The following is a 23,235-nucleotide window of genomic DNA, read 5'->3' as shown; positions in this document are numbered from 1 at the left end:
CTTAATCAGAGCTTCCCTGAGAAAAATATACTTAATCATTTGCTAAATTTGAATTACTTTGCGCTCTTTGTATCGTTGCGGTGAATAAATAGTTAGTCAGGGAAAACCCCTGTCGACAGATAACGGTCGCCGCGATCGCAAATAATGGTTACGATCACGGCATTGGTAACTTCCTGGGATAATCTCAGCGCCGCAATCGTTGCGCCTCCGGAGGAAATACCGCAGAAGATGCCCTCATCGCGCGCCAGTCTTCGCGTCATCTCTTCCGCTTCTTTCTGCGTGACTTCCATAATGCGATCCACGCGTTTGGCGTCGTAGATTTTGGGGAGATATTCCTTGGGCCAGGCGCGGATGCCCGGAATCTGCGATCCCTCGGACGGCTGCACGCCGACGATCTGGATTTTAGAATTCTTTTCTTTCAGATAGCGCGATACGCCCATGATGGTGCCGGTGGTGCCCATAGAACTCACGAAGTGCGTGATCTTGCCCTGTGTGTCGCGCCAGATCTCCGGGCCGGTGCCTTCATAGTGTGCGCGCGGATTGTCCGGGTTTGAAAACTGGTTCAATACCTTGCCCTTGCCTTCGCGTTCCATTTTATCCGCCAGGTCGCGCGCGCCTTCCATGCCTTCCTTTTGCGTCACCAGCACCAGCTCGGCGCCGAAGGCCTTCATGACCGCGCGCCGCTCGAGACTCAAATGCTCCGGCATGACGAGCACCATGCGATAGCCTTGCATCGCCGCGGCCATGGCAAGCGCGATGCCGGTGTTGCCGCTCGTGGCCTCGACCAGCGTGTCGCCGGGTTTGATCTCGCCGCGCGCCTCGGCATGTTTGATCATGGAAAGCGCCGGCCGGTCCTTGACCGAGCCGGCGGGATTGTTGCCTTCGAGCTTGGCCAGAATGATATTCGAAGTCTTTCCCGGCAGGCGTTGCAGCTTCACCAACGGCGTGTCGCCGACAAAATCTTCCAGACGTTTCATACGCGGAATATTAACCCGCGCGCGACTGCAATGCGACCCAGCGGCATATATGGAAAATATTCTAGGTCCCTGTCACAGACGGTAAATTTCATGCCGTGGTCACCGGCTCGACATGGCTGACCGCGGTGTCGGCATGTTCCAGGTGTTCGATAATCAGCTGCAATGAGCGATAGCCCTGATATTCGTTCACGTCCAGTTTGTAAGCGGTGCGGATACGGGAATAGGTGACGGCCTGTCCCTCGCGCACGCTGTTGAACGCGATCGCCTCCAGCGCCTTGGCGTGATGCGGCGCGCGCAAGGTCAGCTTGAGGTGCTTCTCGCCCACCACCCGCTGGCTGACCACATCAAAGCAGCCGTCGAAGACGGGTTCCGGGAATCCCTGGCCCCACGGGCCGGCCGCGCGCAACAGCTCGGCGACCGGCAACGACAACTCCTCCCCCGTGAGTTCGCCGTCACTGATAACCTTTCCCTGTAAATCACTGTCGGAAAGATGGCGGCTGACTTCTTCATCGAAGGCCTGCCGGAAGGCCTCCAGGTGCGCGCGTAGCAGGGTCAGCCCGGCCGCCATCGCATGTCCGCCGAAGCGGCTCAACAAATGCGGATGGCGCGCGGCGACGGCATCGAGTGCATCGCGGACATGCAATCCGGGCACCGACCGTGCCGAGCCCTTGATCTCGGTGTTGCTGACCGGCGCAAACGCGATCACCGGGCGATGCGTGTGTTCCTTGATGCGCGAGGCCACCAGGCCGATCACGCCCTGGTGCCAGGATTCGTCGAACAGGCACAGGCCGCGCGGCAACGTCGCCATGTCCAGATGCAGGCTCGCTATCGCCGCGAGCGCCTGCTTTTGCATCGCGGCCTCGATCGTACGCCGCTCTCGGTTCAAGGCGTCGAGCTTCTCGGCCATGGCCTGCGCTGCCGACGGATCATCGGTCAGCAGGCATTCGATGCCGAGCGACATGTCCGTGAGCCGGCCGGCAGCGTTAAGGCGCGGTCCGACGACGTATCCCAGATCCATGGCCGTCACGCGTTGCGGCGAGCGCCCCGCCACACGCAACAACGCCGCGATACCCTCACAGGGATTCCCATGATTAATGCGTTTCAGCCCCTGGGCGACCAGAATCCGGTTGTTGACATCGAGCGGCACCACGTCGGCGACGGTGCCAAGCGCCACGAGATCCAGCAAACGGGCGAGATTGGGTTCGGGAATATTCTGTTGTGCGAACCACCCGCTTTCCCGCAGGTGCGCGCGCAGCGCCAGCATCACGTAAAAAATAACTCCGACACCGGCCAGGTTTTTGCTCGGGAAATTATCGTCCGGCTGGTTGGGGTTGACGATCACCGTCGCCATCGGCAGCGCTGCGCCGGGGAGATGATGATCGGTGACCAGCACATCGATGCCGCGACGGCGGGCCTCCGACACGCCTTCCAAGCTCGAGATGCCGTTATCAACCGTGATGATCAGTTCCGGAGATTGCTGTGCGGCCAGCGCAACGATTTCGGGAGTCAGGCCGTAGCCGTACTCAAAACGGTTCGGCACGAGATAGAGTACGTCGTGAGCGCCCATGGCTCGCAGTGCCCGCAACGCGAGTGCACAACTGGTTGCGCCATCAGCGTCGAAATCCGCCACGATCAGTATGCGCCGCTGCCGCTGCAGCGCGTCGGCCAACAATGCGGTGGCCTGATCAATCTCCTTCAATTGGGCCGGCGGAATCAGCTGATCGAGCGACTGTTCCAGTTCCTGTGCCGAGGTGACCTGGCGCGCCAGATAGATGCGCCGTAGCACCGGATGCAGATCGGTGGGAAGATTACCGGGTTCACCCGGTGGACGGCGGCTGATGATTTTATTTCCAGAAGACATAAATGAATCCCTACTTCGTTCGTCCTGACGATAATGTAGCCCTACTCGCTACGCTCGTTCGTTTTGACATAAGATCAGTAGCCCTACTCCGCTTCGCTCGTTCGTCCTGACATAATAAGAAGTGTCAGGGCTGCGCTGCGAGATAAGTCGCCAAGGGGCGAGGGAATCGCCACCAGTGGCGTGCCTGACGGGAGGTGAGCGAGAAACTCATTCCCTTATCCGTAATCAATGTTGCGTTCGTGATGGTGTTTGATTTCAATGCTTGTAATAGCGGCATCATCCAATCTCGCTCCAATCGTTGCAGGGCATTATTCCACTCCTGTGCATCACCATATATCGCCGCGTGCTGCAGATCGTCCAGCACCACCAGGTGCTCGCCGGGCCGGACCGCCAGTTTGTGCCAGTCTTCAAACCGATCTGGTGTGTTGTCACCCGGCGTACCTGACAGCCTTGCCAAGGACAGACTTACCGGTTCTTTGCTCCAGACATGCGTCCAGGATACCGGCTTGATGCGCGGCAGACGGCCGCCACCCCAGAACCACAGGCTGTTGATGGGGAGTTTGCCGTCTTTCTCGCGTTCGGCATTAACGGTCGTCGTGTGCAGCAGAATCTGGATTTCATTCAGGGTCGTATGCCAGGCCTTGCCATCAGGACCGCCAGGCAGAAAAGGATGCACGTCCTGGCCGATCGCCCGCGACAGCAAAGTGGTGGTTATCTTCGGCGCTCTTGCTGGCTTGAGATACCAGCGATCCGGTCGCGGCGCCTTGAGCAGCCATCCATCCGCGGTAAACACTTCCATGATCTCCGCCACCATGCGGTTTGCCTCATCCTGAGTGATATCCAGTCTCCGGGCATCGGTCAGGATCAGGCGGTCCTGTTGCAGGCTCAAATGCACGGGGTCGGCGCGCAGCCACCAATCTTTGTCGATCACACCCATGTCGTGCATGCGGCTGACAGCAGCCACCGGAAGATCGGTATTTTCCTCCTGTTCAAGTCCAAAGAGCCTGAACAGCTCATGTTCGTATCCGGTTGTCCCTCCGGTTTGTGACTTTTGCTCGGCCCGTGCCAGCAAGGTTTCCAGGCCACGGCATCTTCCAAGCTCAGTGTGGTCATTTCCGCTGGCAATAAGCAGTCCGGGGAGATAGAGGGTCAATTGCGGGCGCACGGGAGCTTGGTCGGGGAATTTAGGGTCATGTCACGTTGTTTTATGGCTGTGCCGTCGTACTGCGAGCCGCTGCAGCGATTCTAAGGTAAAAAATGCAAGCAAGGGTCGCGCCATGCGGAATTTTTCCACCAGCACCGGGCTCCACTTAGCCTGGTCCCGGGCCTGGCTTTACCTCCCGGGCGCTCTGCCACCTCGAACAGGGGCGATATCGGCCTAAAGGCCCGGGGTGGACGGAAACAGGCCTGCAAAAACCCTAATTTTACGGAGTATTTCAGCCTCTGGCCTGACTCTTGCATCATTAATAGACATTTAACGATGTTTCCAGGCAGGACGACCTTGAACCCGAAAACCGGCTTGTCGCAAGCGCAGGAGAGTCCTCTAACCGACACCAGCAATGTGGTGGCGATCGAGGATTTTGTGCAGTCGCGCAACGCCAAGGCCATCCTCAGCAATTTTTCCGAGCAATTGGCCCACTTTAAACAGTGGCGCGACGATCTCGCCCAGGCGATTGCCGATTATCAATCCTGGACCGAAGCACAGGGACTCACGGACGGTGAGCAGGATTTGCGCGTTTATGAGCTGATCGAAACGCTCCAATCCGACAAGCTGACCGTGGCGTTGGTGGCGGAATTCTCCCGCGGCAAGACGGAGTTGCTGAACGCGATTTTCTTTTCCGATTACAAACAGCGTCTCCTGCCCTCCTCGGCCGGACGCACGACCATGTGCCCTACCGAATTGCGCTGGGACGAGAAAGACGGAGCTTGCGTCAAGCTGCTGCCCATCGAGACGCGCAAGACGGCGCTCACGATTTCCGAGTACAAGCGCACGCCGGTGCACTGGACGACACAGCATATTCTGAAGCTGAGCTCCGCCGAGGAAGTACGCGAGGCTTTGTCCGAAATTACCAAAACGAAAAAGGTCAACATCCGCGAAGCGCAGGAACTGGGTCTGTATGATTCCCGGGCGCAGGCACAGAAACCAGCGCCCAATGAGATGATCGAAGTTCCGGTCTGGCGCCACGTCATCGTCAATTTTCCGCATCCTCTGCTCAAGCAGGGTCTGGTGGTAATCGACACGCCTGGACTGAACGCCCTGGGTGTGGAACCCGAGCTGACGTTGAACACGCTGGCCAATGCCCAGGCCATCCTCTTTGTGCTGGCAGCTGATACTGGTGTCACCAAAACGGATCTCGATGTCTGGGCCAACCATGTGAGCACAGTTAAGGGCAATTCGCACCTGATAGCACTCAACAAGATAGATATTCTCTGGGACGAATTGCACGATGAGGCCGCTGTGGCCAAAAGTATTGCCCGGCAGATTGAAGAGACCGCGCGTGTGCTGCATGTAGAGCGGAAATCGATCTTTCCGGTATCCGCGCAGAAGGGTCTCGTTGCCAAAATCAAGGGCGATCCGGCGCTGACCGATAAGAGCGGGCTACCGGTGCTCGAGCACAAACTGTCGGAAGACATGATCCCTTCCCGGCATATGCTCATCCGCAACCGCATCGTGCACGAAATCAGCGGGCGGGTTGAAAGCAGCCGCGCGCTGCTGGAATCGAAACTCACCGATGTTAACCGGCAACTGACCGATCTCAAGGCCCTGAGCGGCAAGAATCTGGAAGCGATCCAGAAGATGGTCGCGCGCATGCGCCAGGAAAAGCAGAAGTATGACAAGGAACTCGAAGGCTTTCAGTTGACGCGTGCGGCGCTGTCCAAGCAGGCGCAGATTCTGCTCGGGCATCTGAGCATGAAAAGCCTGGACGATTTGATCTCCAAGACGCGCGTGGACATGAATGACACCTGGACCACGCGCGGTCTGAAATCCGGCATGTCGACGTTCTTCGCGGGCACCCTGGAGCGCATGGAAAAGGTCAACAAGGAAGCCGACGAGATACGCAAGGTGGTCGAGGCCATCTATCTACGCCTGCATACCGAATACGGGCTGGCCAAGATCATCCCGCCACGGCTGTCGCTGTTGCCGTTTGTCATGGAGTTCAAGAAGCTGGAAGAAAAAGCCAATGAGTTCCGTGAAAGTCCCATGACCGTGATGACGGAACAGCGCTATGTCATCAAGCGGTTTTTCATCACCCTGGTCAGCCAAGCGCACCATATTTTCAATGAGTGCAATACCGCGTCCAAAAACTGGTTCCAGGCGGCGGTAAACCCGGTTTTTGCCCAGATTCAACAGCATAAGACCATGATTGACCGGAGTTTTGAGGCCCTGAAGAAGATTCACGAGAACATGGACAGTCTCGGGGAGCGTATCGCCGAGTTAGAGGAAGTCCGGAAAGGTCTGGAGGATCAGATGAAGACCACGGAAACCCTGCTGGAGCGGATACATCGCCCCTTAGCTGAGTGACGTACGCATCAGTGGCGCATAACCATGGTTAACAGAATCTTGGGAATGGCTCTGCAATCAATAAGATACATGGAGAATAGAATGTATCACCTGCGATTCAGCTTGTATTCAAGAAGTTGTCGATTGAACTGAAGTCTGTCGAACACAGCCCAAAGAACTACATTTATATATAAGGGAACGCCAGAAAATCTCTGGATTCAAGTATCTGATACCGCCGAGCGTGGAATGCCATGGACACCATCGTGATCATTGATGATCAATTCACAAGCCGCAAGATTCTCGAAGAATTAGTCGTGTCCCTGGACGATGAGATATTCGTGAAAACTTTCGCTGAGCCATTGAAGGCGCTTGAATACGTCGAGATTCACGAGCCTGATCTGGTGCTGGCGGATTTTAAAATGCCGCTAATGAACGGGGTTGAGTTCACGAAACGGTTCCGACAGATTTATAAGGATATTCCGCTGATGGTGATTACCGGCGTGGAAGACAAGAAAGTCTTGTATGACGCCCTGGACGCCGGCGCCACTGATTTTCTTTCCAAACCCATCGACCATCGCGAATGCCGCACACGTTGCAGTAACCTCCTCAAGCTGCGTCGTCAACATCAGGTCATCAAAGGTCGCGCCAAGTGGCTGGAATCGAAATTCGCCGAGGCTGTCGTGGACGTGCGACGCCGTGAACACGAGACGCTGATGCGACTTGCCAAAGCCGGCGAATACCGGGACGAGGAAACAGGAAATCACATCATACGCATGGCGAGATATTCCCGCCTGATTGCGAATGGCCTGGGACTTGGCGCCGAGGAATGTGAACTCATCGAGTATGCCGCGCCGATGCACGACATTGGCAAGATTGGAATAACCGACACGATTCTTCTCAAGCCCGGCCGCCTCTCGCCCGATGAAATCAAAGTTATGAGGCAGCACACATTGTTTGGTTATGAGATCCTGCGCGACAGCCCGTCAAAATATCTGCAAATGGGAGCGGTTATCGCGCTAGGCCATCACGAGCGATATGACGGTACGGGATACCCCCATGGTCTTGCACGCGACGCTATTCCGCTGTCCGCCAGAATCGTGGCGATCGCGGACGTATTTGACGCGCTCACGTCTGCACGGCCGTACAAAGAAGCCTGGCCGATACAAGACGCCCTCAATTACTTGAACGCAGAAATAGGAAAACATTTCGATCCTGATTGTATCGCAGCCTTCCACTCTCAATTCGAGAAGATTCTCAGTATCCGTCAGAAATTCATCGATTTGCCTGCCGTCAAAAACGGATAGCGAACGATGAGCACGGAAGCCAACGCCACGCCGGTTCACCAAGGCATGTTTGCTTTCTTGCGTGAAAGGCTCGCGCAACGCCCGGACAGCGAGCATGCTCAGGCGGCAATTCGACTTGTGATTGGCTTGATCGCCTCTGTTTATCTGATCAATTCAGTGCTGTCGGATAGCGCTATCAGCCGTGAGGAATGGCGCATCATAATATTGACGATATCTTTCGTTCTCTTTTCCGTTGCCGTGCTTACATCCATTGTCATCTTTCCAAAAGTTTCTGTTTGGCGGCGTGTCCTTGGCATATTTGCTGATATTTTTACGACCACGTGTGTGCTCTATTTCACAGACAGTGTGGGAGCAGCGGTTTACGGCGTGTATCTATGGGTTACTTTTGGCAATGGCTTACGCTACGGACCACGATATCTATATCTAGCGTCCGCCATGAGTGTAATCGGCTTTGTGCTGGTGCTCGCGGTAAGTGAATACTGGGCTATTCACCGCGCACTAGGCGTTGGACTTACGATTGCGTTAATCGTACTTCCCTTATATGTAGCCAGTTTAGCGCGTCAACTTCAGGATGCCCTTACTCGTGCAAACGAAGCAAGTCGCGCAAAAAGTGAGTTCCTGGCGAACATGAGTCACGAGATACGGACACCGCTTAATGGAGTGATCGGGATGAGTCATCTGCTGATGGGAACCGATCTCCAACAGGAACAGAAAGACTATGCGCAAACCATCCATGCCTCGGCGCAGACGCTATTGACCCTGATCGAGGATATCCTGGATATATCCAAGATTGAGGCCGGCAAAGTCACGCTGGAGACAACCGATTTCGACCTGCATGGGCTTGTCAACAGCATCGCTATGATGCTGGCGCCCCAAGCGCATGCCAAAGGCCTTAACTTTTCTGTCCACATCGCACCGGAAACCCCGTTTCTTTTACGCGGCGATCCACTGCATGTGCGCCAGGTTCTGATCAATCTCGTCGGTAATGCGATTAAATTCACGGAACATGGCGAAATTGAAATCCGGGTCAAATTGCTCAAGGAAGTGCCCGCCACTGTCAACATAAGGTTTGAAGTCATCGATACAGGAATAGGAATTCCGCTGGAGGCGCAGGCTAGAATATTCGAAAGCTTCACACAGGCGGACGCATCCACCACGCGCCGTTATGGCGGAACGGGCCTTGGGACCACCATAGCCAAGCAACTTGTACAATTAATGAACGGCCGCATAGGACTGATCAGCACGCCCGGCGTCGGCTCGACATTCTGGTGCGAGATCAATTTCGACAAGCAAGCGCTGGCAATGCAAATGTTGGCCAACACGGAGAAGCTGGTGGATACCCGTGTGCTCATGATTTCATCCGGCACGGGCAACCGGTCACTCATGTTTGGTTATTTAAAAATATGGGAAGTTGAGCTATCTATGGCGGAAAATGCCGCGCAGGCATTTGCACTGCTGGTAAATGCGGCGCACAGCGGCCGGCCGTTCCACACGGTATTGGTGGATCAGGAGCATCTCGACATGTACGCCTTGCAATTCATCGCGGCGGCGCGCTCGGAATCCTCTCTATTCGAACTTTCCCTCGTGCTCATTCGTATAAAAGCGGACAACAAGACCGCTGACGAATATCTAAAAGCGGGATATTCGTACGTCCTGGAAAGCCCCGTGGAAAAACGACTGCTTTTTAATGCCTTGCATGCCAGCACCACGGCGCAGCACTACGAGAATGAAAGCGTGATATCGCTGAACGATCGCTATAAACGACATGCGGGGATCAGGCAATCCGGTCTCAAAATACTGGTCGCCGAAGACAATGCCATTAACCAAAAGGTGATCAGCAAAATCCTCGAGAGTGGAGGCCACCGCCCTACTCTGGTGACAAACGGGGAACAAGCGCTGGACGCGCTGGGCAGGCAATCTTTTGACCTGGTGATACTGGATATGCAAATGCCGGTGGTCAGCGGTCTGGAAGTGGTGAAAATCTATCGGTTCACCGGTCCGAAGGATTCCCCTGTTCGTTTTCTGGTTCTGACGGCGAACGCCACCACCGAAGCAATGAACGAATGTCGAGAGGCTGGCGTAGATGCCTATCTGACGAAACCCATCGACCCCGCGAAATTGCTCGATCAAATCGATCGCCTTGCCCCAAAGGGGGCAAGCGGCAGTTCTGCTGACAGGGTGTCTGTGCGAACCACTGTCATGCCGGTTGCCATATCGCCATCCAGCCACGTACTGAATGACGCGACGCTCGCCAGCCTCGAGATTATGGGAAAGCGTTCCTCGTTTATACCAGAACTAATCCATGGCTTCCTGAAGGATACAGAACGGCTGTTGGGCGATATGGAAACAGCCTTGAGGTTGAAAAAATACGCGGAATTTAGGGACCTTGTACATGCGATGAAAGGCAGCGCCGGCAGCGTTGGTGCGCAGGCACTCTACGATATCTGCGCAAGCATGCACGGGTTGCCGGACGATACGCTTCGCAACGAGGCCTCTTCATTTATGCATGACCTGATCACGCAATATGAGTCCGCGCGTTACGAACTTTTGGCATACTTGGAGAGGCGCGCGGCTGGCTAAGAAAACTGCGCAATATACGAATATCCGCTGTTCCTTCTCAGGCGAGTTGTTTTACCACCGCAGTTGGACGAAAAACTGTAAGTTTCTCCTGAGCGCGTGATATCCGTTCCATGATACGTAAGTCTCGTTCATTGAGTTGTAACGCGGCGTCAACCCAGATCGTAACTATGCGCATGAGTTCGTCGTAACTGATGGGGTGATATATTTGCCGTACTTTATGGATGGCGTCGTAACCGTTGGACGCACGCATATATTTTTTCATGTAGGCATGAACAGCTTCTTCCCCCTGGTCGTTTTCAGCTAGAACGTCCACCACGCCCATCTCATAGAGTTCCTCGGCTGAATACATGCGTCCGCTGAGGATTAATCGTTCTGCGCGTGCTGGGTCGAGCCTCCGCGCAAGCAAGCTATATGCACCCATCCCAGGAAAAAGATTGAACAGAATTTCAGGCAGTCCCATCTTTGCCTGTCGTTCGGCAATGATTACTCGGCTTGTGAGCGCCCCCTCGAAGCCACCTCCGAATGCGTCTCCTTGGACCAGTGCTATTGTCGTAATAGGAAGATGATAGCTCACATGCAACAGATCGATGCAGGACTTAGCGTAGCGAAACAGCCCTTCTCGTTCGCGGGCGCGGATCAGCTTCAGAAACAATGAGAGGTCGCCACCAAGACTGAACACTCCAGGAACGCGCGAGGCAACCACAAGAAAGCATAGTCTGTCCCGCTCGGCTGTCTCGGCATCGAGTTTTGTACGATGCTCGATGGCACGATGGAAATGTTCAAGTTCGGCGAGGAGTTCGGGAGTGCAGCAGGGGCGGGAGGTGGGTCGCAGGTAACACCATATGGCCCGGTGTTCCGGCTCATATCGTATGTCTAGCTCGCGATAATGTTCTTGCGTGAAGCACGCATGCGCATGTTGCTTGCTGTTCATTTCACCTCCCCCTCAGCTGCAAGCCCTGTTCGCTTTTCTAGCTGACCCCAAGCGTGCACCCAAGAAACTAGTATCCTAGGCAGGAAACAGAAAAACAAGTGATATCGATTTTACCTTGCGCGACGCGGGGAATGTCCCCGTCCCGGCGGCTCGACTTTGAGTAACGCCGACGCTTTTAATTCCGCGTATCGTTACTTCACTAGTATCCTATGACTACACATGCTTTAATCGAACCGACGCATCACCACGGCCGCGTTATGTCCGCCGAAGGCAAAGGATTGTGACAGCCCCACCTGCGGGTCGAAACGATCGACATGGCGCACGAAGTTGAGATCGAGCAAGGGCGCGTCAAGGTTCTTGCATACATGGGTCACGCCGTCACGCAGGGTCAAGGCCGTGACCAGGGCTTCAAACGCACCGCTGGCGCCGATCGTGTGCCCCAGGAGTGATTTGGTCGAGTTGACCCACACGGATTTGCCGAACACGCGATCGATGACACCAGATTCGATCTCGTCGTTATTCCTGGTGCCAGTACCGTGGGCGTTTATGTAATCAATTTCCGTAGGCGAGAGACCGGCGTCAGACAGTGCGCCGCGTATCATGCGCTCGATCTGCCCGCCGCCCGGGGCAAGGCTCATCATGGAATGGGCGTCGAACGTTTCTGCGAAACCGATCAGTTCCGCCATGATCGTGGCGCCCCGACGCTGCGCGTGTTCGAGTTCTTCGAGAACCAGCGCCGCCGACCCGCCCTGGCTGAACAGAAAGCCCGAGCGCTTCTCGTCGAAAGGCCGGTTCGCGGTTTCAGCATCCGCGTAATCCCGCACCAGAGTCCCTGAAACGTCGAAACTGCGGAAGATGTGGCCATGTTCGTCGGCGAAATATTCGCAACCACCGCTGACGGCGACGTCAACGCGGCCGTCTCTCACCGCTCGATAAGCATTACCCACGGCCACGGTGCCCGAGGCGCACGCGACACAATAGGTTTCATTCGGTCCCTTGAGGTTATATTTAATTCCTATCGCCGCCGACGGCGAGTTCGGCATCACCATGGACACTTCGAAGGGGTTGAAGCGCGTTCCATGGGCCATCTGCTGGACGATATCCTCCAGCACCTCGCGATCAACCGCGGTTTCGTGTTTTTCAACATAGGCTGCAAGGGCAGCACGCGGTTTGGTGAATATATGATGGGTGTGATTCCGAAGGAACGAGATCGCCCCACCGAGTCCAGTTCCGAAAAAGACACCGGTCCGCGCGCTGTCCGCTCCCGACAACACAAAGTTGCGTGAACGTTCGCCGGCAGTAGCTAGGGTGAATCCGGCGCGCCTTATGGCCTCGCGCGCGGCGCCAAGGGCGAGCATGGCTACCGGGTCGAGCTGCAGCCGTTCCGCACGCGCCACGCCCAGGGACTCGGGATCGATTTCAGGGAGAGGCGACCAAATCCGAGAATGGAGTTCATCGTGGTGCCGCCAGCTCGCCGGGACGGTTGCAACCGCCGATTTGCCCTCGAGACATTGGGACCAGAACTCATCCATGCCGATGCCCAGGGAGCTGACGACACCAGCGCCGGTAATAACTACCCGCCGGTTCATGCGGAGGTGGTTTCTTGCAGCTTCCTGTCGATGAAGGAGACGATGTCCTTGACGGTGATAAGCTCCGTCACCTCTTCGGGCGGCATCGTGCGCTGAAATTCATCCTCGAGCGCAACGTAAAGGGTCATTTGATCAAGTGATGAGGCCTGAAGGTCGGAGCGTATGGAGGCATCCAGCCTGATTTCGCTTTCCTTTCGATTCAAAATATCGGCAATAACTTTAAACACACGTTGCTGTACATTTACGTTCATGGAATTGCTACTCGGTTGGTCTGGGAAAGCAGTAACGACTGGCGCGCTCATGGATGGCTGTGTCGGCTATATTGATGCAAGTTCGATGTGGCGCTTGGACCGCCAATCAGCTTGGCGATTAAGCGTTTCGTCGTGGGATGACAACCTGAGACTATCCGGTAGCGGGGCAATATCAATGTCGTAAACAGTCCGCCGCAGGTCAGAGTAATCAGCCGCACTGTCTACCCTCAATCGATCAACCCCTCCGGACATTGGATGGATTCGCTGCGCCGCTATGTACCGGTAGTAGACAACAAGACGCAATTCCTCGTCCGATAATCCGCCCGCCTTAAGTAGGAATCCATAATAGTCCACATAACAATGATAAAGCATCTTTTCGAGCCGCTCGCGTGCCAGATTTGAATGCGACCATGTTGAATGGGTGGCGTCGAAGCGGTCAAGGTTCTTTTCTGTAATAAGACCCTTTTTTCGGAAGTCATCGTACTGCTCGGTTCCTGGTATGGGTGTCAAAATGTAAAAAGAAGCCACCCGTGGATGCAGCGACTTTAATACGCCGAGGTGATGATGAATCTCGTCCTCGTTATCCTCGTCGAATCCGATGATGTTAGAGAAATGAGGACGAATGCCCGCTTCATTGCACAACCGTATAATCTCGGCGTAGAGTTTCGGATGATTGTGGTGTTTCCCCGCCGCTTTGAGTACCTCGCGATTGAACGATTCGATGCCTACGAACATCTCAACACAATTGGCGCGACCAAGCAATGCTATTAATTCCGGATCCTTCGCAATCTGAGCATCGCATTGGCAGAAAAACCGGAGTCCTATATCCTCATCTATTATGGCATGCAGCAGTTCTCGAACTCCGGGAAACTTGTTGAAATTGTCCGACACGAACATGATCAGTTTGACACCCGCGCGTTTCGCCCGCCGTAAACTCTCCAGTGTGCTTTCTATATCCGGACTGCGCACTTGCCTGCCCGAGATCTTGATAACGGAGCAATAATTACACTTATACGGACAACCACGCACAGGATAGAGTCCTAATATGGGCGCTCCATATCGGGCCAAGTCAGTCGAACTCGGCGGGTTTATTACAACTGACGGTAATTGTTCCGCCCAGCGTCGTTCAGCACCATAGACAGGACGTAATTCACCCGCCACGGCATCCTCCAGGATTTCGCGCCAGATCAGTTCCGCCTCGGCCAGCGCGAAGCTCACGCCTCGACCCTGGAGCGAAGTGGTGTCGCAGGTCATGGGGTGCGGTCCGCCGATGATGCAATGGCGCACGCCATGATGGAGAGCGTAGGCAGTCAGATCCAGCGCCCGATGAAACTGGTGAGATTGAACGCCAACCAATGCGATTAGCGTGGTGACGTCGGGATCATGGTGCAGCAAGCGAAGATAGTCGAGGTCCTGCCAAACGTACTCGTCCACAGTGTGAACCGTGACAGGGACGTCGCCAATTCGCTCTGGTGTCAAACTGGCGATATGCCACAAGGTGGCATTGGGCATGTATCCCTTTTTAAAACGCTCCACCGAACCGTCTATCGCGTATTTGCTAGGTTTGATGAGAACTACCCGAAGCTTGGTCATGATGCTCCTGCATCCATACGTCCGTGTTCCGCGGTTTATCCTGACGCGTTAATGTTTGGAGTCTACCATAAAGTCAGACAATAAAGACTTGATGTAGCTCATGTTTCCATTGGTCCAGCTGCGTGGAACACCAGGATCAGCATGTCGCCAATAGCCCACACAAGGTATAACCCTATAGCCGGATATCAATGTTTTTAGCAACGACCGCGCACAGCTAGAACACGGTGAATGCCGGGCTCCTGGATTTGTGGTGTATCTCCGCGGCCGGCGTAGCTACCTGCCTTCCCGCTGCGGCCCGCAGCACCCACGGGCAGAGCCTTTGCGGATTTGCTATAAGAAGTAAAGGTAGGATAAATCATCCGGAGGACGTATAAATGAATCAGAATCACAATATGTTCCCGTACAAGATACTACCGCTCGCCGTCACCCTGGTATTGGGTGGATTCTCGGGCGCGGCGGCGGCGGCGGGTTTTGCGCTGATCGAGCAGAGCGTCAGCGGTATGGGCAACGCCTTTGCCGGCGGGGCGGCCGCCGTCGACGACGCCAGCGTCCAGTTTTTCAATCCCGCGGCCATAACCGAGTTGAAAGGCACGCAGTTCTCGGTTGCCGCCCATAGCGTTAGACCCAGCGCCAAGCTTACCGACGCCAGCGCCAGGGAGACGACCTTGGGCAACATCCCCTACACCACCCCCGGCGCGGCCGAAGATGGTGGCGTGAATGCAGTCGTTCCCAATCTCTACTTCGTGAGCGACATCAACCCTCAGACCAAGTTCGGTCTCGGCATCAGCGTACCGTTCGGTCTTTCCACCGACTACAGCAACGACTGGATCGGCCGCTATCACGGCATCAAATCCTCCGTGGAAACGATCAACATCAATCCCGTGCTCGCCTTCAAACTCAACGATCAGCTGTCGCTCGGCGGCGGCATCAGCGCGCAGTACATCAGCGCCGAGCTGACATCGGCGATAGATTCCGGCGCGATCTGCTATGCGCAGGTGCTTCGGCTCGGCGGTAATCCAGCGGTAAGCTGCGCGCCAGCCGGCCTGACGCCCGGCAATAACGCAACCGACAGTTATGCCAAGATCAAGGGTGAAGACTGGGGCTACGGCTTCAATCTCGGCCTGCTGTACAAGCCCATGGACGGCACGCGCATCGGTGTCGCCTATCGCTCGTCGGTCAAGCAGAGCATCGAGGGCGACGCTACTTTCACCCGTTCGGCGGCGTTCAACGCCTTCCTGACAGGCGCCGGTTCCACCTTATTCACCAACACCTCCGACAGCGCCGACCTCGATCTTCCGGCGACCCTCTCGGTGAGCGCCGCGCACGCGCTCAGCACGCAGCTCGAACTCATGGGCGACATCACCTGGACCCAGTGGAACAAGTTTAAGGAGCTGCGCGTGAAGTACGGCAACGCGGCACAGCCCGATTCGGTGACCACCGAGAACTGGAGAAACACGTTGCGCTATTCGGCGGGCCTGTCGTACAAACTGGACGACCGCATGAAGCTGCGCGGTGGTGTGGCCTACGACCAGACCCCGGTGCCGGATGACGAGCATCGCACGGTACGCCTTCCTGACAACAACCGGACCTGGTTTTCGCTTGGGATGACTTACGCGGCCAGCAATCAGCTGTCATTCGACGTGGGATATGCCCATCTGTTCCTCAAAGACAGCCACATCAACAACACCACGGAGGCCTCCGTGGCTCAGAACCTCCAGGGCACCTACAAGAACAACATCGATCTTCTCAGCGCCCAGCTCAACTACATGTTCTGAATCTTGAGTGGGCAATGAAGGACTCGGGGTCATCAACCATTGATCAACCCCGTGCCGTCCTGCGGTTGAGAACCGCCACAATTACTTTACGACTCTCGCGATGCTACAGTGATTTATCGCCGCTATAGCTACTTACAAACTTATCTTCAGTGTTCGCCCATTCCAGGATGCGTTCAGCGATTCTATCGAGTGACGCTATTTCGCAAACACCGCCCTGGCGAATCGCCTGTTCCGGCATCCCGAAAACCACGCAACTTTTTTCATCCTGGGCGATGGTATATGCACCGGCCATTTTCATCGCTTGCAAGCCGCGCGCACCGTCACCACCCATGCCCGTGAGAATAATGCCCAGGGCATCGGCTCCGGCAATGCGCGCCGCGGAATTGAAAAGCACATCGACAGACGGTCGGTGCCGGTTGACGGGTTCGTCTTCGAAAACCCTGACAGCATAACCACCGCCTGCACGCATGATCTCCAGGTGGTAACCGCCCGGGGCGACGAGCGCCACACCCTGCTTCAAACGATCGCCGCTTTTGGCTTCACGGACTTCCAGTGCGCACTGATTGTTGAGCCGTTCGGCAAACGATGCTGTGAATTTCGGCGGCATGTGCTGCACGATGGCGATGCCGGGCGTGTCTCGTGGCAGTCTCTCCGTGATCTCGGCGATTGCCTGCGTTCCACCGGCCGAGGCGCCGATAACGATTATGCCTTCGCGGGAAATTGGCAATGTTACCTGGGGTTGTCGAATCAGGGGCCCGACAGAACGCGCCGTTGGCGCCGCCGCGCGCACGTGCGCGCTGGCGGCGGTTCTGACTTTCTCGCGGATTTCATCCATGAGCTCATGGGTCATGCCTTCACGCACCCCCCCTTGCGGTTTGGCGACGAAATCCACGGCACCCAGATCGAGCGCGCGCAACGTGGCGGCGGCGCCCTTTTCCGTGTGCGAAGACACCATGACCACGGGCAGTGGATGCAAGCGCATCAGTTTTTCGAGGAAGGTAATGCCATCCATACCGGGCATCTCCACGTCGAGAGTCAGCACATCCGGCTTGAGCGCCTTGATCTTTTCGCGCGCAATGAGAGGGTTGGCGGCTGTTCCCACGACATGGATGGCCGGGTCCTCGTGCAGGATGGTTGTCAGCATCTGACGCATGACCGCGGAGTCATCGATGATGAGGGCCTTTATTTTCCTTGTTTCTTTCATGGCAGCGCCAATCTGGTATCCGTGATTGTGCTCATGTCAGAAGAGCGTGACATCGCCATCGAGCTTCTGTTTCTTCAGGCTGATCAGGTAGACCATTTCTTCCTCGGCGGTGCGCTCTGCCTCGTTATTGCCGAGGTATTTGAGGAATACCTTGCCCGTGTGCGTGTGGAACAGCACGCGGCGCGGCTGATAGCCGCCCACGTCTTCCTTAATAACAGGAATCTGTTCAGTTTCCAGAAACCGCCTTACAAAATCGATATTGCGCTGTGGAACGCCGTCGAGACTCTCGCGAATCTTGAGCACGTGACCGCCGCCGAAAACTTTGGCCTGAAAGCGGCGACGCTCGCCGCCGAGCTTCATCAATTGACTGATCAGCAGTTCCATGGCGTTGACGCCGTAGCGCGCGCTCGTCGGATTGCCCGGATCGGCGCCCTCCGGCAACATGAAATGATTCATGCCACCGATGCCCGATACCGGGTCGTACAAACAGGCGGAGATGCAGGAACCCAGTACTGTGTCCAGTAACAGCGGCTTGCAACTCGCGTGCAGGCCGCCGATATTGATGGTGATTCGAGCGAGATCTGCGTCAAGATTCTTCGGGAGACTGTTACCGTTGATGCGCTGAGGCTGCTCCGGTTTCATGAAGCGACCTTCCCGCGACACTGGTAGATGCTATGACCCACCGGTTTGAAGTAATCGACCAGGCCATAGATGGCCTCCGAATGACCTAGCATCAGATAGCCGCCAGTTTTGAGCATACCCGCCATGCGCCGGAAAAGTTTCAGCTGTGTCGGCTTGTCGAAATAGATGAGCACATTGCGGCACAAAATCACGTCGAACGGCGTCTGCATGGGCCAAGGATCGTCCTGCAGATTGAGGCGGCGAAAACGGACCAACGATTTCAGCACAGGTTTGGCCAGAATCTCGCCCTCATGGCTACCCTGCCCTTTTAGAAAATAGCGGCGCAATAACGCTTCGGGAATGTGTTTGCCTTGTTCGTGGGTATATACACCGTTCTCGGCGCGTGACAGGACGTCGGTATCGATGTCGGTGGCAAGTATGCAGATATCCCGCTCGTTGAAGGATGGCATTGCTTCCAGGGAAGTCATGGCGAGCGAATAAGCTTCTTCTCCGGTCGACGCGGCAGCGCTCCACAGGCGGATCGGACGTTCGCGTTTCGGATTATTCCGGTACGCCGGGAATATTTCTTCGGCCAGAAAGCGGAAGTGATGCGGTTCACGGAAAAAATCGGTTTTGTTGGTGGTGATGGAGTTGATCATCGCCACCAGTTCAAGCCCGTCATGATCGTTCTCGGTCAAAAGCCTGTAGTACTCGGAATAGTGCTGCAGGTTATGGTGACGCAGTCTCCTGGCGAGGCGCGAGCACACGAGTGCGCGCTTGTGATCGGAAAGTGCAATCCCGCTGTGCATATGAATAAACTCGCGCAAATGCCGGAATTCCTTGTCCGTGATAGTCAGCCGGCTGTCATCCAGCAAGGATCTGCTATTTTTTGAGGCGGTGTGGCTGATTACCATGGTTATTGACCCGGCACGATCCATCTTGAAGGAAGACGGCTATCGCTGAATGTTTCCCGGCCTGGATGGCGCCTCGGACGTGCCGGGTCAATAACGAAAATCATTAATGATTTTTCGATTATTGAGGCGGTAAAACGGTCTCGGTTCATGACCGTGGCGTGAATAGACCAGCTCAAATGTTCGGGTTGATTCATGCCGCCTCAATAATCCTGCGCCACTGCTGGTTTTGTTCGGGGCGTGGCGGTTTTTTCGCCACGCCCCCTGATTTTATGAAGACGGAGTCAGTCTAGAATTCCGTCCAGTCGCCTCCACCCGAACTGGCCTTCTGCGCGACAACCCTTGGTTTGAGGTACTGCACATTCCGGGCTTTGACTGACTTTCCCGACGAGCCAGATTCCGAAGTTACGAGTGAACCTGTTGGCTTGCTGTCTGAAGCGGCCGTCTTCATTTTTTCACCAACACCCGTGCTGGAGACGAAGTGTTTTACCGCTTCGGTTTTCAGAGTGAAATGCGAGACCATGCCCATCATCTGTTCCGCCTGCGCCGCCAACGATTGACTCGTGCCGGAAAGTTCCTCGACTTGGGCGGCATTGGACTGGGTAACGCCGTCCATCTGCATGATGGCCCGGTTGACCTGTTCGATGCCGGAAGCCTGTTCCTGGCTCGAGGTGCTGATTTCGGCGATGATCTCGGCCGTGTTTTTCACGCTTTCGACAATACTTTCGAGCGTCTTGCTCGAGGAGTTCACGAGCTGCGTGCCATCCTGGACTTTTTCCACACTGTCCTGGATTAATGTTTTAATTTCCTTGGCCGCCGAAGCGCTGCGCTGGGCGAGGTTGCGCACCTCGGAGGCGACCACGGCGAAGCCGCGTCCCTGCTCGCCGGCACGCGCTGCCTCGACCGCCGCGTTGAGTGCCAGAAGATTGGTCTGGAATGCGATCTCGTCAATAACGCTGATAATGTCCGCAATCTTGGTGCCACTGGTGTTGATCGCCTCCATGGAACGTCTCACCGAGGATGCCATCACCACACCCTCATTCGCCGCTTCGCGCGCATCGAGCGCGACCTTGTCGGCCCGGAGGGCGTTATCGGCGTTCTGTTTCACCGTGCTGGTCATCTCTTCCATCGAAGCCGCGGTCTCTTCGAGCGAGCTCGCCTGTTCCTGCGCGGAGGAGGAAAGCTGTCCCGCCGCCGAGCTAAGTTCCTGGGAGCCACTTGCCACCGATTCGGCGGCACGCGAGACGTGCAGCATGCTTTCGTGGAACTCGTCCACCAGCACGTTGAGCGCGCCGATGGCCTGACCGACCTCATCCCTCCTGTCGGTGAATAGAGTGACGGTAAGATCGCCATTGGCAACACGCTGCATGGCTCCGACAAGCCGATTAAGCGGTTCCGAGACCGTGCGTATGAAATAAATCGCAATTCCGACTCCCATGATCAGCGCCGCTAAGACGACGCCGATCGTAACCAGTCGGTATTTTTGATATACCGCCTGCGCCTTCTCGTACTGCGGCGCAATGCTGCTGGCGAGCGCCGTGTTGTCCTTGACGAGGACCTGCATTTCCTCAAGGGGACTCATGACTTGCGCAAGACTCCGTAGTCCGAGTATCCCGCCACCGAGCACCAGTAACGTCATCAGGATCGCGGCGGCGATCATCTTGACACGCAGGTTCACACCTTTTGCATAGTACATTTCCATGACTTACCTTCTTTTGCGATAACTCGCATGTTTACAATGTGGGAACATCCGCCTCTATTGTGTCTTTCTTGTCCAATAACTCCGGATTGATCAGCCTGTCGACATCCAACAGAATGAGCAGCTTGCCGTCGATCTGAGCCAGTCCACTGATGAACTCTCGATCCTTTTGGCCTTCAAAATCGGGTGCGATACAGCGTTGTTCTTCGCTGACTTCGATTACATCGCTGACGGAGTCGACGACGAGACCAGCCAATCTTTCGCTAATGTTCACCACCACGATGGCGGTGATGGCCGTGTAAGCGATTTCCTCGATATTGAAGCGCATTCGCAGATCAATGACCGGGACTATCAGACCGCGAAGATTAAGCACGCCGCGAATGTAAGCGGGGCTATTGGGAATCGGAGTCACCTTTTCCCAACCCTTGATTTCCTGAACCTTGAGGGCGCTGATGCCATATTCCTGCCCACATAATTTGAATGTGAGGAACTGTTCCTCGGTTATCGAGGGCTTGATTTTCTCGATCGTTGCGTGCGCGGTCTTCATAACATTACTCCTTGACTTAATCGTTCAATTCCACCGCAATCGGTGACGTACTTAATTCTTGCCATCAACACTTCAGGTTAGGCTCCCGCTATCGACTTACGTTGAGCCGTTCCTGAAGGTGATGCTGTATGTGCAGCGGAAATCAGTGGACGCACATTGCCCGTATGTATCTCTGTCCTTGATTGAGCAGGATCAGCCGTGGTTCCATTCGCCCCGCTTCTCGATTCCGCCAGCGTGAATATATTCACTGCTTCATTCAGCTTTCTCGCCTGCTCTTCCAGAGCCGCCGCGGCGGCTGAGGCCTCCTCAACCATGGCGGCATTCTGTTGCGTTACGCCGTCCATCTGTACGATCGCCTGGTTGACTTGCTCGATGCCGGCGCTTTGTTCGTTGGACGCAGCCGCGATCTCGGCGACAATATTGCTGACCTTCTTGATGCTGCCCACAATCTCGCTCATCGTCCGACCCGCCTCATGCACCAACTCGGATCCGTTATCGACCTTGCTCACCGAATCGTCGATCAGTGACTTAATTTCCTTGGCGGCATCCGCTGACCGTCGGGCAAGGTTGCGCACCTCGCTGGCGACAACGGCGAATCCACGGCCCTGTTCTCCGGCGCGCGCGGCTTCGACCGCGGCATTCAGTGCCAGCAGGTTGGTCTGATAGGCGATACCTTCGATCACGCTGATGATATCGACAATTTTCCTGGAGCTCTCGGTAATCGCACCCATCGTAACGACAACTTGTGCGACAGCCCGGCCGCCTTTGACGGCAATGTCACAGGCGTTGCTGGCCAGTTGGTTGGCCTGCATGGAATTTTCGGCATTCTGTTTAACCGTCGTGGTAAGCTCCTCGAGACTTGCGGCGGTTTCCTCAAGGCTGGAGGCCTGCGCCGAGGTACGTTGAGAAAGTTCGTCATTTCCGATGGTTATATCCTTGGCGGCAATGGCGACTGAGTTGGCGCCCGAGCGCACGTTCGAGACGATGCCAGCGAGACTGGCATTCATCTCTTTCAGTGATTGCGACAGCTGGCCGGTTTCGTCTTTGGAATAAACCTCGACCCGGCTGGTCAGGTCACCGCCGGCAACCTGTTTGGCGATTCGCACCGCCTGCATCAAGGGACGTAAAATCAGTCGCCCCATGTATGCGCTGATCAGCATGGTGACCACACACGCGGCCAGAAGGACAATTACGGCGATGTACAAGGACTGGTTGAACGTCGCAATGGCATCGTTGTAACTAGCTTTGGCCTGGCTCGATTCATGCGCCACCAGGTTGGTGAGATTCACGATGAGTGTGTCATAGGTGTAATCGGCCATTTTATGCATCTGCGCCATGCCGCGCTTGCTGTCCGTGCTGGCGACATTGACGGCTTCTGCCACGTCGGTTTTATACTTGCTCAGGCTGCTGATTACCGGATCAAGCAGGTCTTTCGACTGGAGGGAAAGAGTGTTGTTAGCCGGGTATGCTTCATTCAGTTCTGTGATGATCCCTTCGATGCTGTCCTGTTGTTCCTGAGACATCTCATGGACGAGTTTTTTGTCGTAGGTCGAAATCACGCTCAGCAGGCGGTATACGCTCGAATGCACCATGGCAAGTTTTTGTGCCGCCTGAGTGCTTACCGAGAAATGGCTAAGCCGGTTTTCGTATATATCCACCAGGGCGGACTTTTCCATCCACATGGCAAAGATAGTCACGGAACCGAACAATAAGAAAAACAGGATGGCCGATGCCGGTCCAATAAACAGTTTGTGATATAAGCGCATTGTGGTGTACCTAGTCTTTCGCAATAAAGAAGATTAAAACCCGCTGCCCATGCGTCGCGCCGGTGGTGTTTATTTCAGTTCCGGAAGGCTGTCTTGAAAACGACCTCCCGCACTTGGAGAAATT

At 55.5% G+C, this 23,235-nt stretch carries 17 protein-coding genes; 4 read left to right on the top strand and 13 right to left on the bottom strand.

The window, feature by feature from the left end; translation table 11 throughout:
* Positions 1–92 precede the first annotated feature (92 nt).
* The 3 genes from cysM to WB402_RS11510 form a co-directional block, all read right to left on the bottom strand.
* Positions 93–977 carry a cysteine synthase CysM gene (gene cysM, locus WB402_RS11520; protein ID WP_424207978.1) on the bottom strand — a complete coding sequence of 295 codons (885 nt, stop codon included), beginning with the start codon at positions 975–977 and terminating at the stop codon, positions 93–95.
* Positions 978–1,065: 88 nt separating this feature from the next.
* Positions 1,066–2,838, bottom strand: a complete 1,773-nt coding sequence (recJ, locus tag WB402_RS11515) for a single-stranded-DNA-specific exonuclease RecJ (RefSeq protein ID WP_424207976.1) — start codon at positions 2,836–2,838, stop codon at positions 1,066–1,068.
* A 124-nt stretch (positions 2,839–2,962) separates the two neighbouring features.
* Positions 2,963–4,003, bottom strand: a complete 1,041-nt coding sequence (locus WB402_RS11510; protein ID WP_424207974.1) for a hypothetical protein — start codon at positions 4,001–4,003, stop codon at positions 2,963–2,965.
* Between the two features lie 336 nt (positions 4,004–4,339).
* Here WB402_RS11510 and WB402_RS11505 point away from each other — a divergent pair, with 336 nt between their 5' ends.
* The 3 genes from WB402_RS11505 (at position 4,340) to WB402_RS11495 (ending at position 10,224) form a co-directional block, all read left to right on the top strand.
* The gene (locus WB402_RS11505) at positions 4,340–6,361 is read left to right on the top strand and encodes a dynamin family protein (RefSeq protein ID WP_424207972.1); all 2,022 of its coding nucleotides are present in this window, start codon (positions 4,340–4,342) and stop codon (positions 6,359–6,361) included.
* Positions 6,362–6,591: 230 nt separating this feature from the next.
* Complete coding sequence (locus WB402_RS11500) at positions 6,592–7,644, top strand: HD domain-containing phosphohydrolase (RefSeq protein WP_424207970.1); 1,053 nt, start codon at positions 6,592–6,594, stop codon at positions 7,642–7,644.
* Between the two features lie 6 nt (positions 7,645–7,650).
* Positions 7,651–10,224, top strand: coding sequence for an ATP-binding protein (locus WB402_RS11495; protein WP_424207968.1), 2,574 nt, complete (start codon positions 7,651–7,653; stop codon positions 10,222–10,224).
* Between the two features lie 37 nt (positions 10,225–10,261).
* Here the strand turns inward: WB402_RS11495 and WB402_RS11490 are convergent, their stop codons facing one another.
* From WB402_RS11490 to WB402_RS11475, 4 genes are all read right to left on the bottom strand, one after another.
* Complete coding sequence (locus tag WB402_RS11490) at positions 10,262–11,155, bottom strand: crotonase/enoyl-CoA hydratase family protein (RefSeq protein WP_424207966.1); 894 nt, start codon at positions 11,153–11,155, stop codon at positions 10,262–10,264.
* Positions 11,156–11,379: 224 nt separating this feature from the next.
* A complete protein-coding gene (locus tag WB402_RS11485; RefSeq protein WP_424207964.1) occupies positions 11,380–12,744 on the bottom strand; it encodes a beta-ketoacyl-[acyl-carrier-protein] synthase family protein in 1,365 nt (454 codons plus the stop codon).
* Complete coding sequence (locus WB402_RS11480) at positions 12,741–13,046, bottom strand: acyl carrier protein (RefSeq protein WP_424207962.1); 306 nt, start codon at positions 13,044–13,046, stop codon at positions 12,741–12,743. The genes WB402_RS11485 and WB402_RS11480 overlap by 4 nt, the downstream gene beginning before the upstream one ends.
* 15 nt (positions 13,047–13,061) lie before the next feature.
* Entirely contained in the window at positions 13,062–14,588 is a 1,527-nt protein-coding gene (locus tag WB402_RS11475; protein WP_424207960.1) for a B12-binding domain-containing radical SAM protein, read from the bottom strand.
* Between the two features lie 374 nt (positions 14,589–14,962).
* On the opposite strand from WB402_RS11475, the gene WB402_RS11470 reads away from it, so the two are divergent.
* Positions 14,963–16,363, top strand: a complete 1,401-nt coding sequence (locus WB402_RS11470) for an OmpP1/FadL family transporter (protein WP_424207958.1) — start codon at positions 14,963–14,965, stop codon at positions 16,361–16,363.
* Between the two features lie 103 nt (positions 16,364–16,466).
* Here the strand turns inward: WB402_RS11470 and WB402_RS11465 are convergent, their stop codons facing one another.
* The 6 genes from WB402_RS11465 to WB402_RS11440 form a co-directional block, all read right to left on the bottom strand.
* Positions 16,467–17,567: a protein-glutamate methylesterase/protein-glutamine glutaminase gene (locus tag WB402_RS11465; protein ID WP_424207956.1), complete on the bottom strand. Its 1,101-nt coding sequence runs from the start codon at positions 17,565–17,567 to the stop codon at positions 16,467–16,469.
* A 36-nt stretch (positions 17,568–17,603) separates the two neighbouring features.
* Complete coding sequence (locus WB402_RS11460) at positions 17,604–18,209, bottom strand: hypothetical protein (RefSeq protein ID WP_424207954.1); 606 nt, start codon at positions 18,207–18,209, stop codon at positions 17,604–17,606.
* Positions 18,206–19,102: a CheR family methyltransferase gene (locus WB402_RS11455; RefSeq protein ID WP_424207952.1), complete on the bottom strand. Its 897-nt coding sequence runs from the start codon at positions 19,100–19,102 to the stop codon at positions 18,206–18,208. The genes WB402_RS11460 and WB402_RS11455 overlap by 4 nt, the downstream gene beginning before the upstream one ends.
* A 286-nt stretch (positions 19,103–19,388) precedes the next feature.
* Positions 19,389–20,801 carry a methyl-accepting chemotaxis protein gene (locus WB402_RS11450; RefSeq protein WP_424207950.1) on the bottom strand — a complete coding sequence of 471 codons (1,413 nt, stop codon included), beginning with the start codon at positions 20,799–20,801 and terminating at the stop codon, positions 19,389–19,391.
* A gap of 31 nt (positions 20,802–20,832) precedes the next feature.
* Entirely contained in the window at positions 20,833–21,345 is a 513-nt protein-coding gene (locus WB402_RS11445) for a chemotaxis protein CheW (RefSeq protein WP_424207948.1), read from the bottom strand.
* A gap of 77 nt (positions 21,346–21,422) precedes the next feature.
* Positions 21,423–23,111: a methyl-accepting chemotaxis protein gene (locus tag WB402_RS11440; RefSeq protein WP_424207946.1), complete on the bottom strand. Its 1,689-nt coding sequence runs from the start codon at positions 23,109–23,111 to the stop codon at positions 21,423–21,425.
* Between the last annotated feature and the right edge of the window lie 124 nt (positions 23,112–23,235).

This window comes from Sulfuricaulis sp., assembly GCF_049587675.1.
Lineage (GTDB): Bacteria > Pseudomonadota > Gammaproteobacteria > Acidiferrobacterales > Sulfurifustaceae > Sulfuricaulis.
This window is presented reverse-complemented; position numbering and strand designations above follow the sequence as displayed.

Excerpts from the sequence above, each read along its gene's own strand:
- WB402_RS11500 (WP_424207970.1), top strand. The coding sequence starts at position 6,592 with ATGGACACCATCGTGATCATTGATGATCAATTCACAAGCCGCAAGATT.
- WB402_RS11480 (WP_424207962.1), bottom strand. The coding sequence starts at position 13,046 with ATGAGCGCGCCAGTCGTTACTGCTTTCCCAGACCAACCGAGTAGCAAT.
- WB402_RS11470 (WP_424207958.1), top strand. The coding sequence starts at position 14,963 with ATGAATCAGAATCACAATATGTTCCCGTACAAGATACTACCGCTCGCC.
- WB402_RS11445 (WP_424207948.1), bottom strand. The coding sequence starts at position 21,345 with ATGAAGACCGCGCACGCAACGATCGAGAAAATCAAGCCCTCGATAACC.
- WB402_RS11465 (WP_424207956.1), bottom strand. The coding sequence starts at position 17,567 with ATGAAAGAAACAAGGAAAATAAAGGCCCTCATCATCGATGACTCCGCG.
- WB402_RS11460 (WP_424207954.1), bottom strand. The coding sequence starts at position 18,209 with ATGAAACCGGAGCAGCCTCAGCGCATCAACGGTAACAGTCTCCCGAAG.
- WB402_RS11495 (WP_424207968.1), top strand. The coding sequence starts at position 7,651 with ATGAGCACGGAAGCCAACGCCACGCCGGTTCACCAAGGCATGTTTGCT.
- WB402_RS11455 (WP_424207952.1), bottom strand. The coding sequence starts at position 19,102 with ATGGTAATCAGCCACACCGCCTCAAAAAATAGCAGATCCTTGCTGGAT.
- recJ (WP_424207976.1), bottom strand. The coding sequence starts at position 2,838 with ATGTCTTCTGGAAATAAAATCATCAGCCGCCGTCCACCGGGTGAACCC.
- WB402_RS11440 (WP_424207946.1), bottom strand. The coding sequence starts at position 23,111 with ATGCGCTTATATCACAAACTGTTTATTGGACCGGCATCGGCCATCCTG.
- cysM (WP_424207978.1), bottom strand. The coding sequence starts at position 977 with ATGAAACGTCTGGAAGATTTTGTCGGCGACACGCCGTTGGTGAAGCTG.
- WB402_RS11450 (WP_424207950.1), bottom strand. The coding sequence starts at position 20,801 with ATGGAAATGTACTATGCAAAAGGTGTGAACCTGCGTGTCAAGATGATC.
- WB402_RS11485 (WP_424207964.1), bottom strand. The coding sequence starts at position 12,744 with ATGAACCGGCGGGTAGTTATTACCGGCGCTGGTGTCGTCAGCTCCCTG.
- WB402_RS11490 (WP_424207966.1), bottom strand. The coding sequence starts at position 11,155 with ATGAACAGCAAGCAACATGCGCATGCGTGCTTCACGCAAGAACATTAT.
- WB402_RS11475 (WP_424207960.1), bottom strand. The coding sequence starts at position 14,588 with ATGACCAAGCTTCGGGTAGTTCTCATCAAACCTAGCAAATACGCGATA.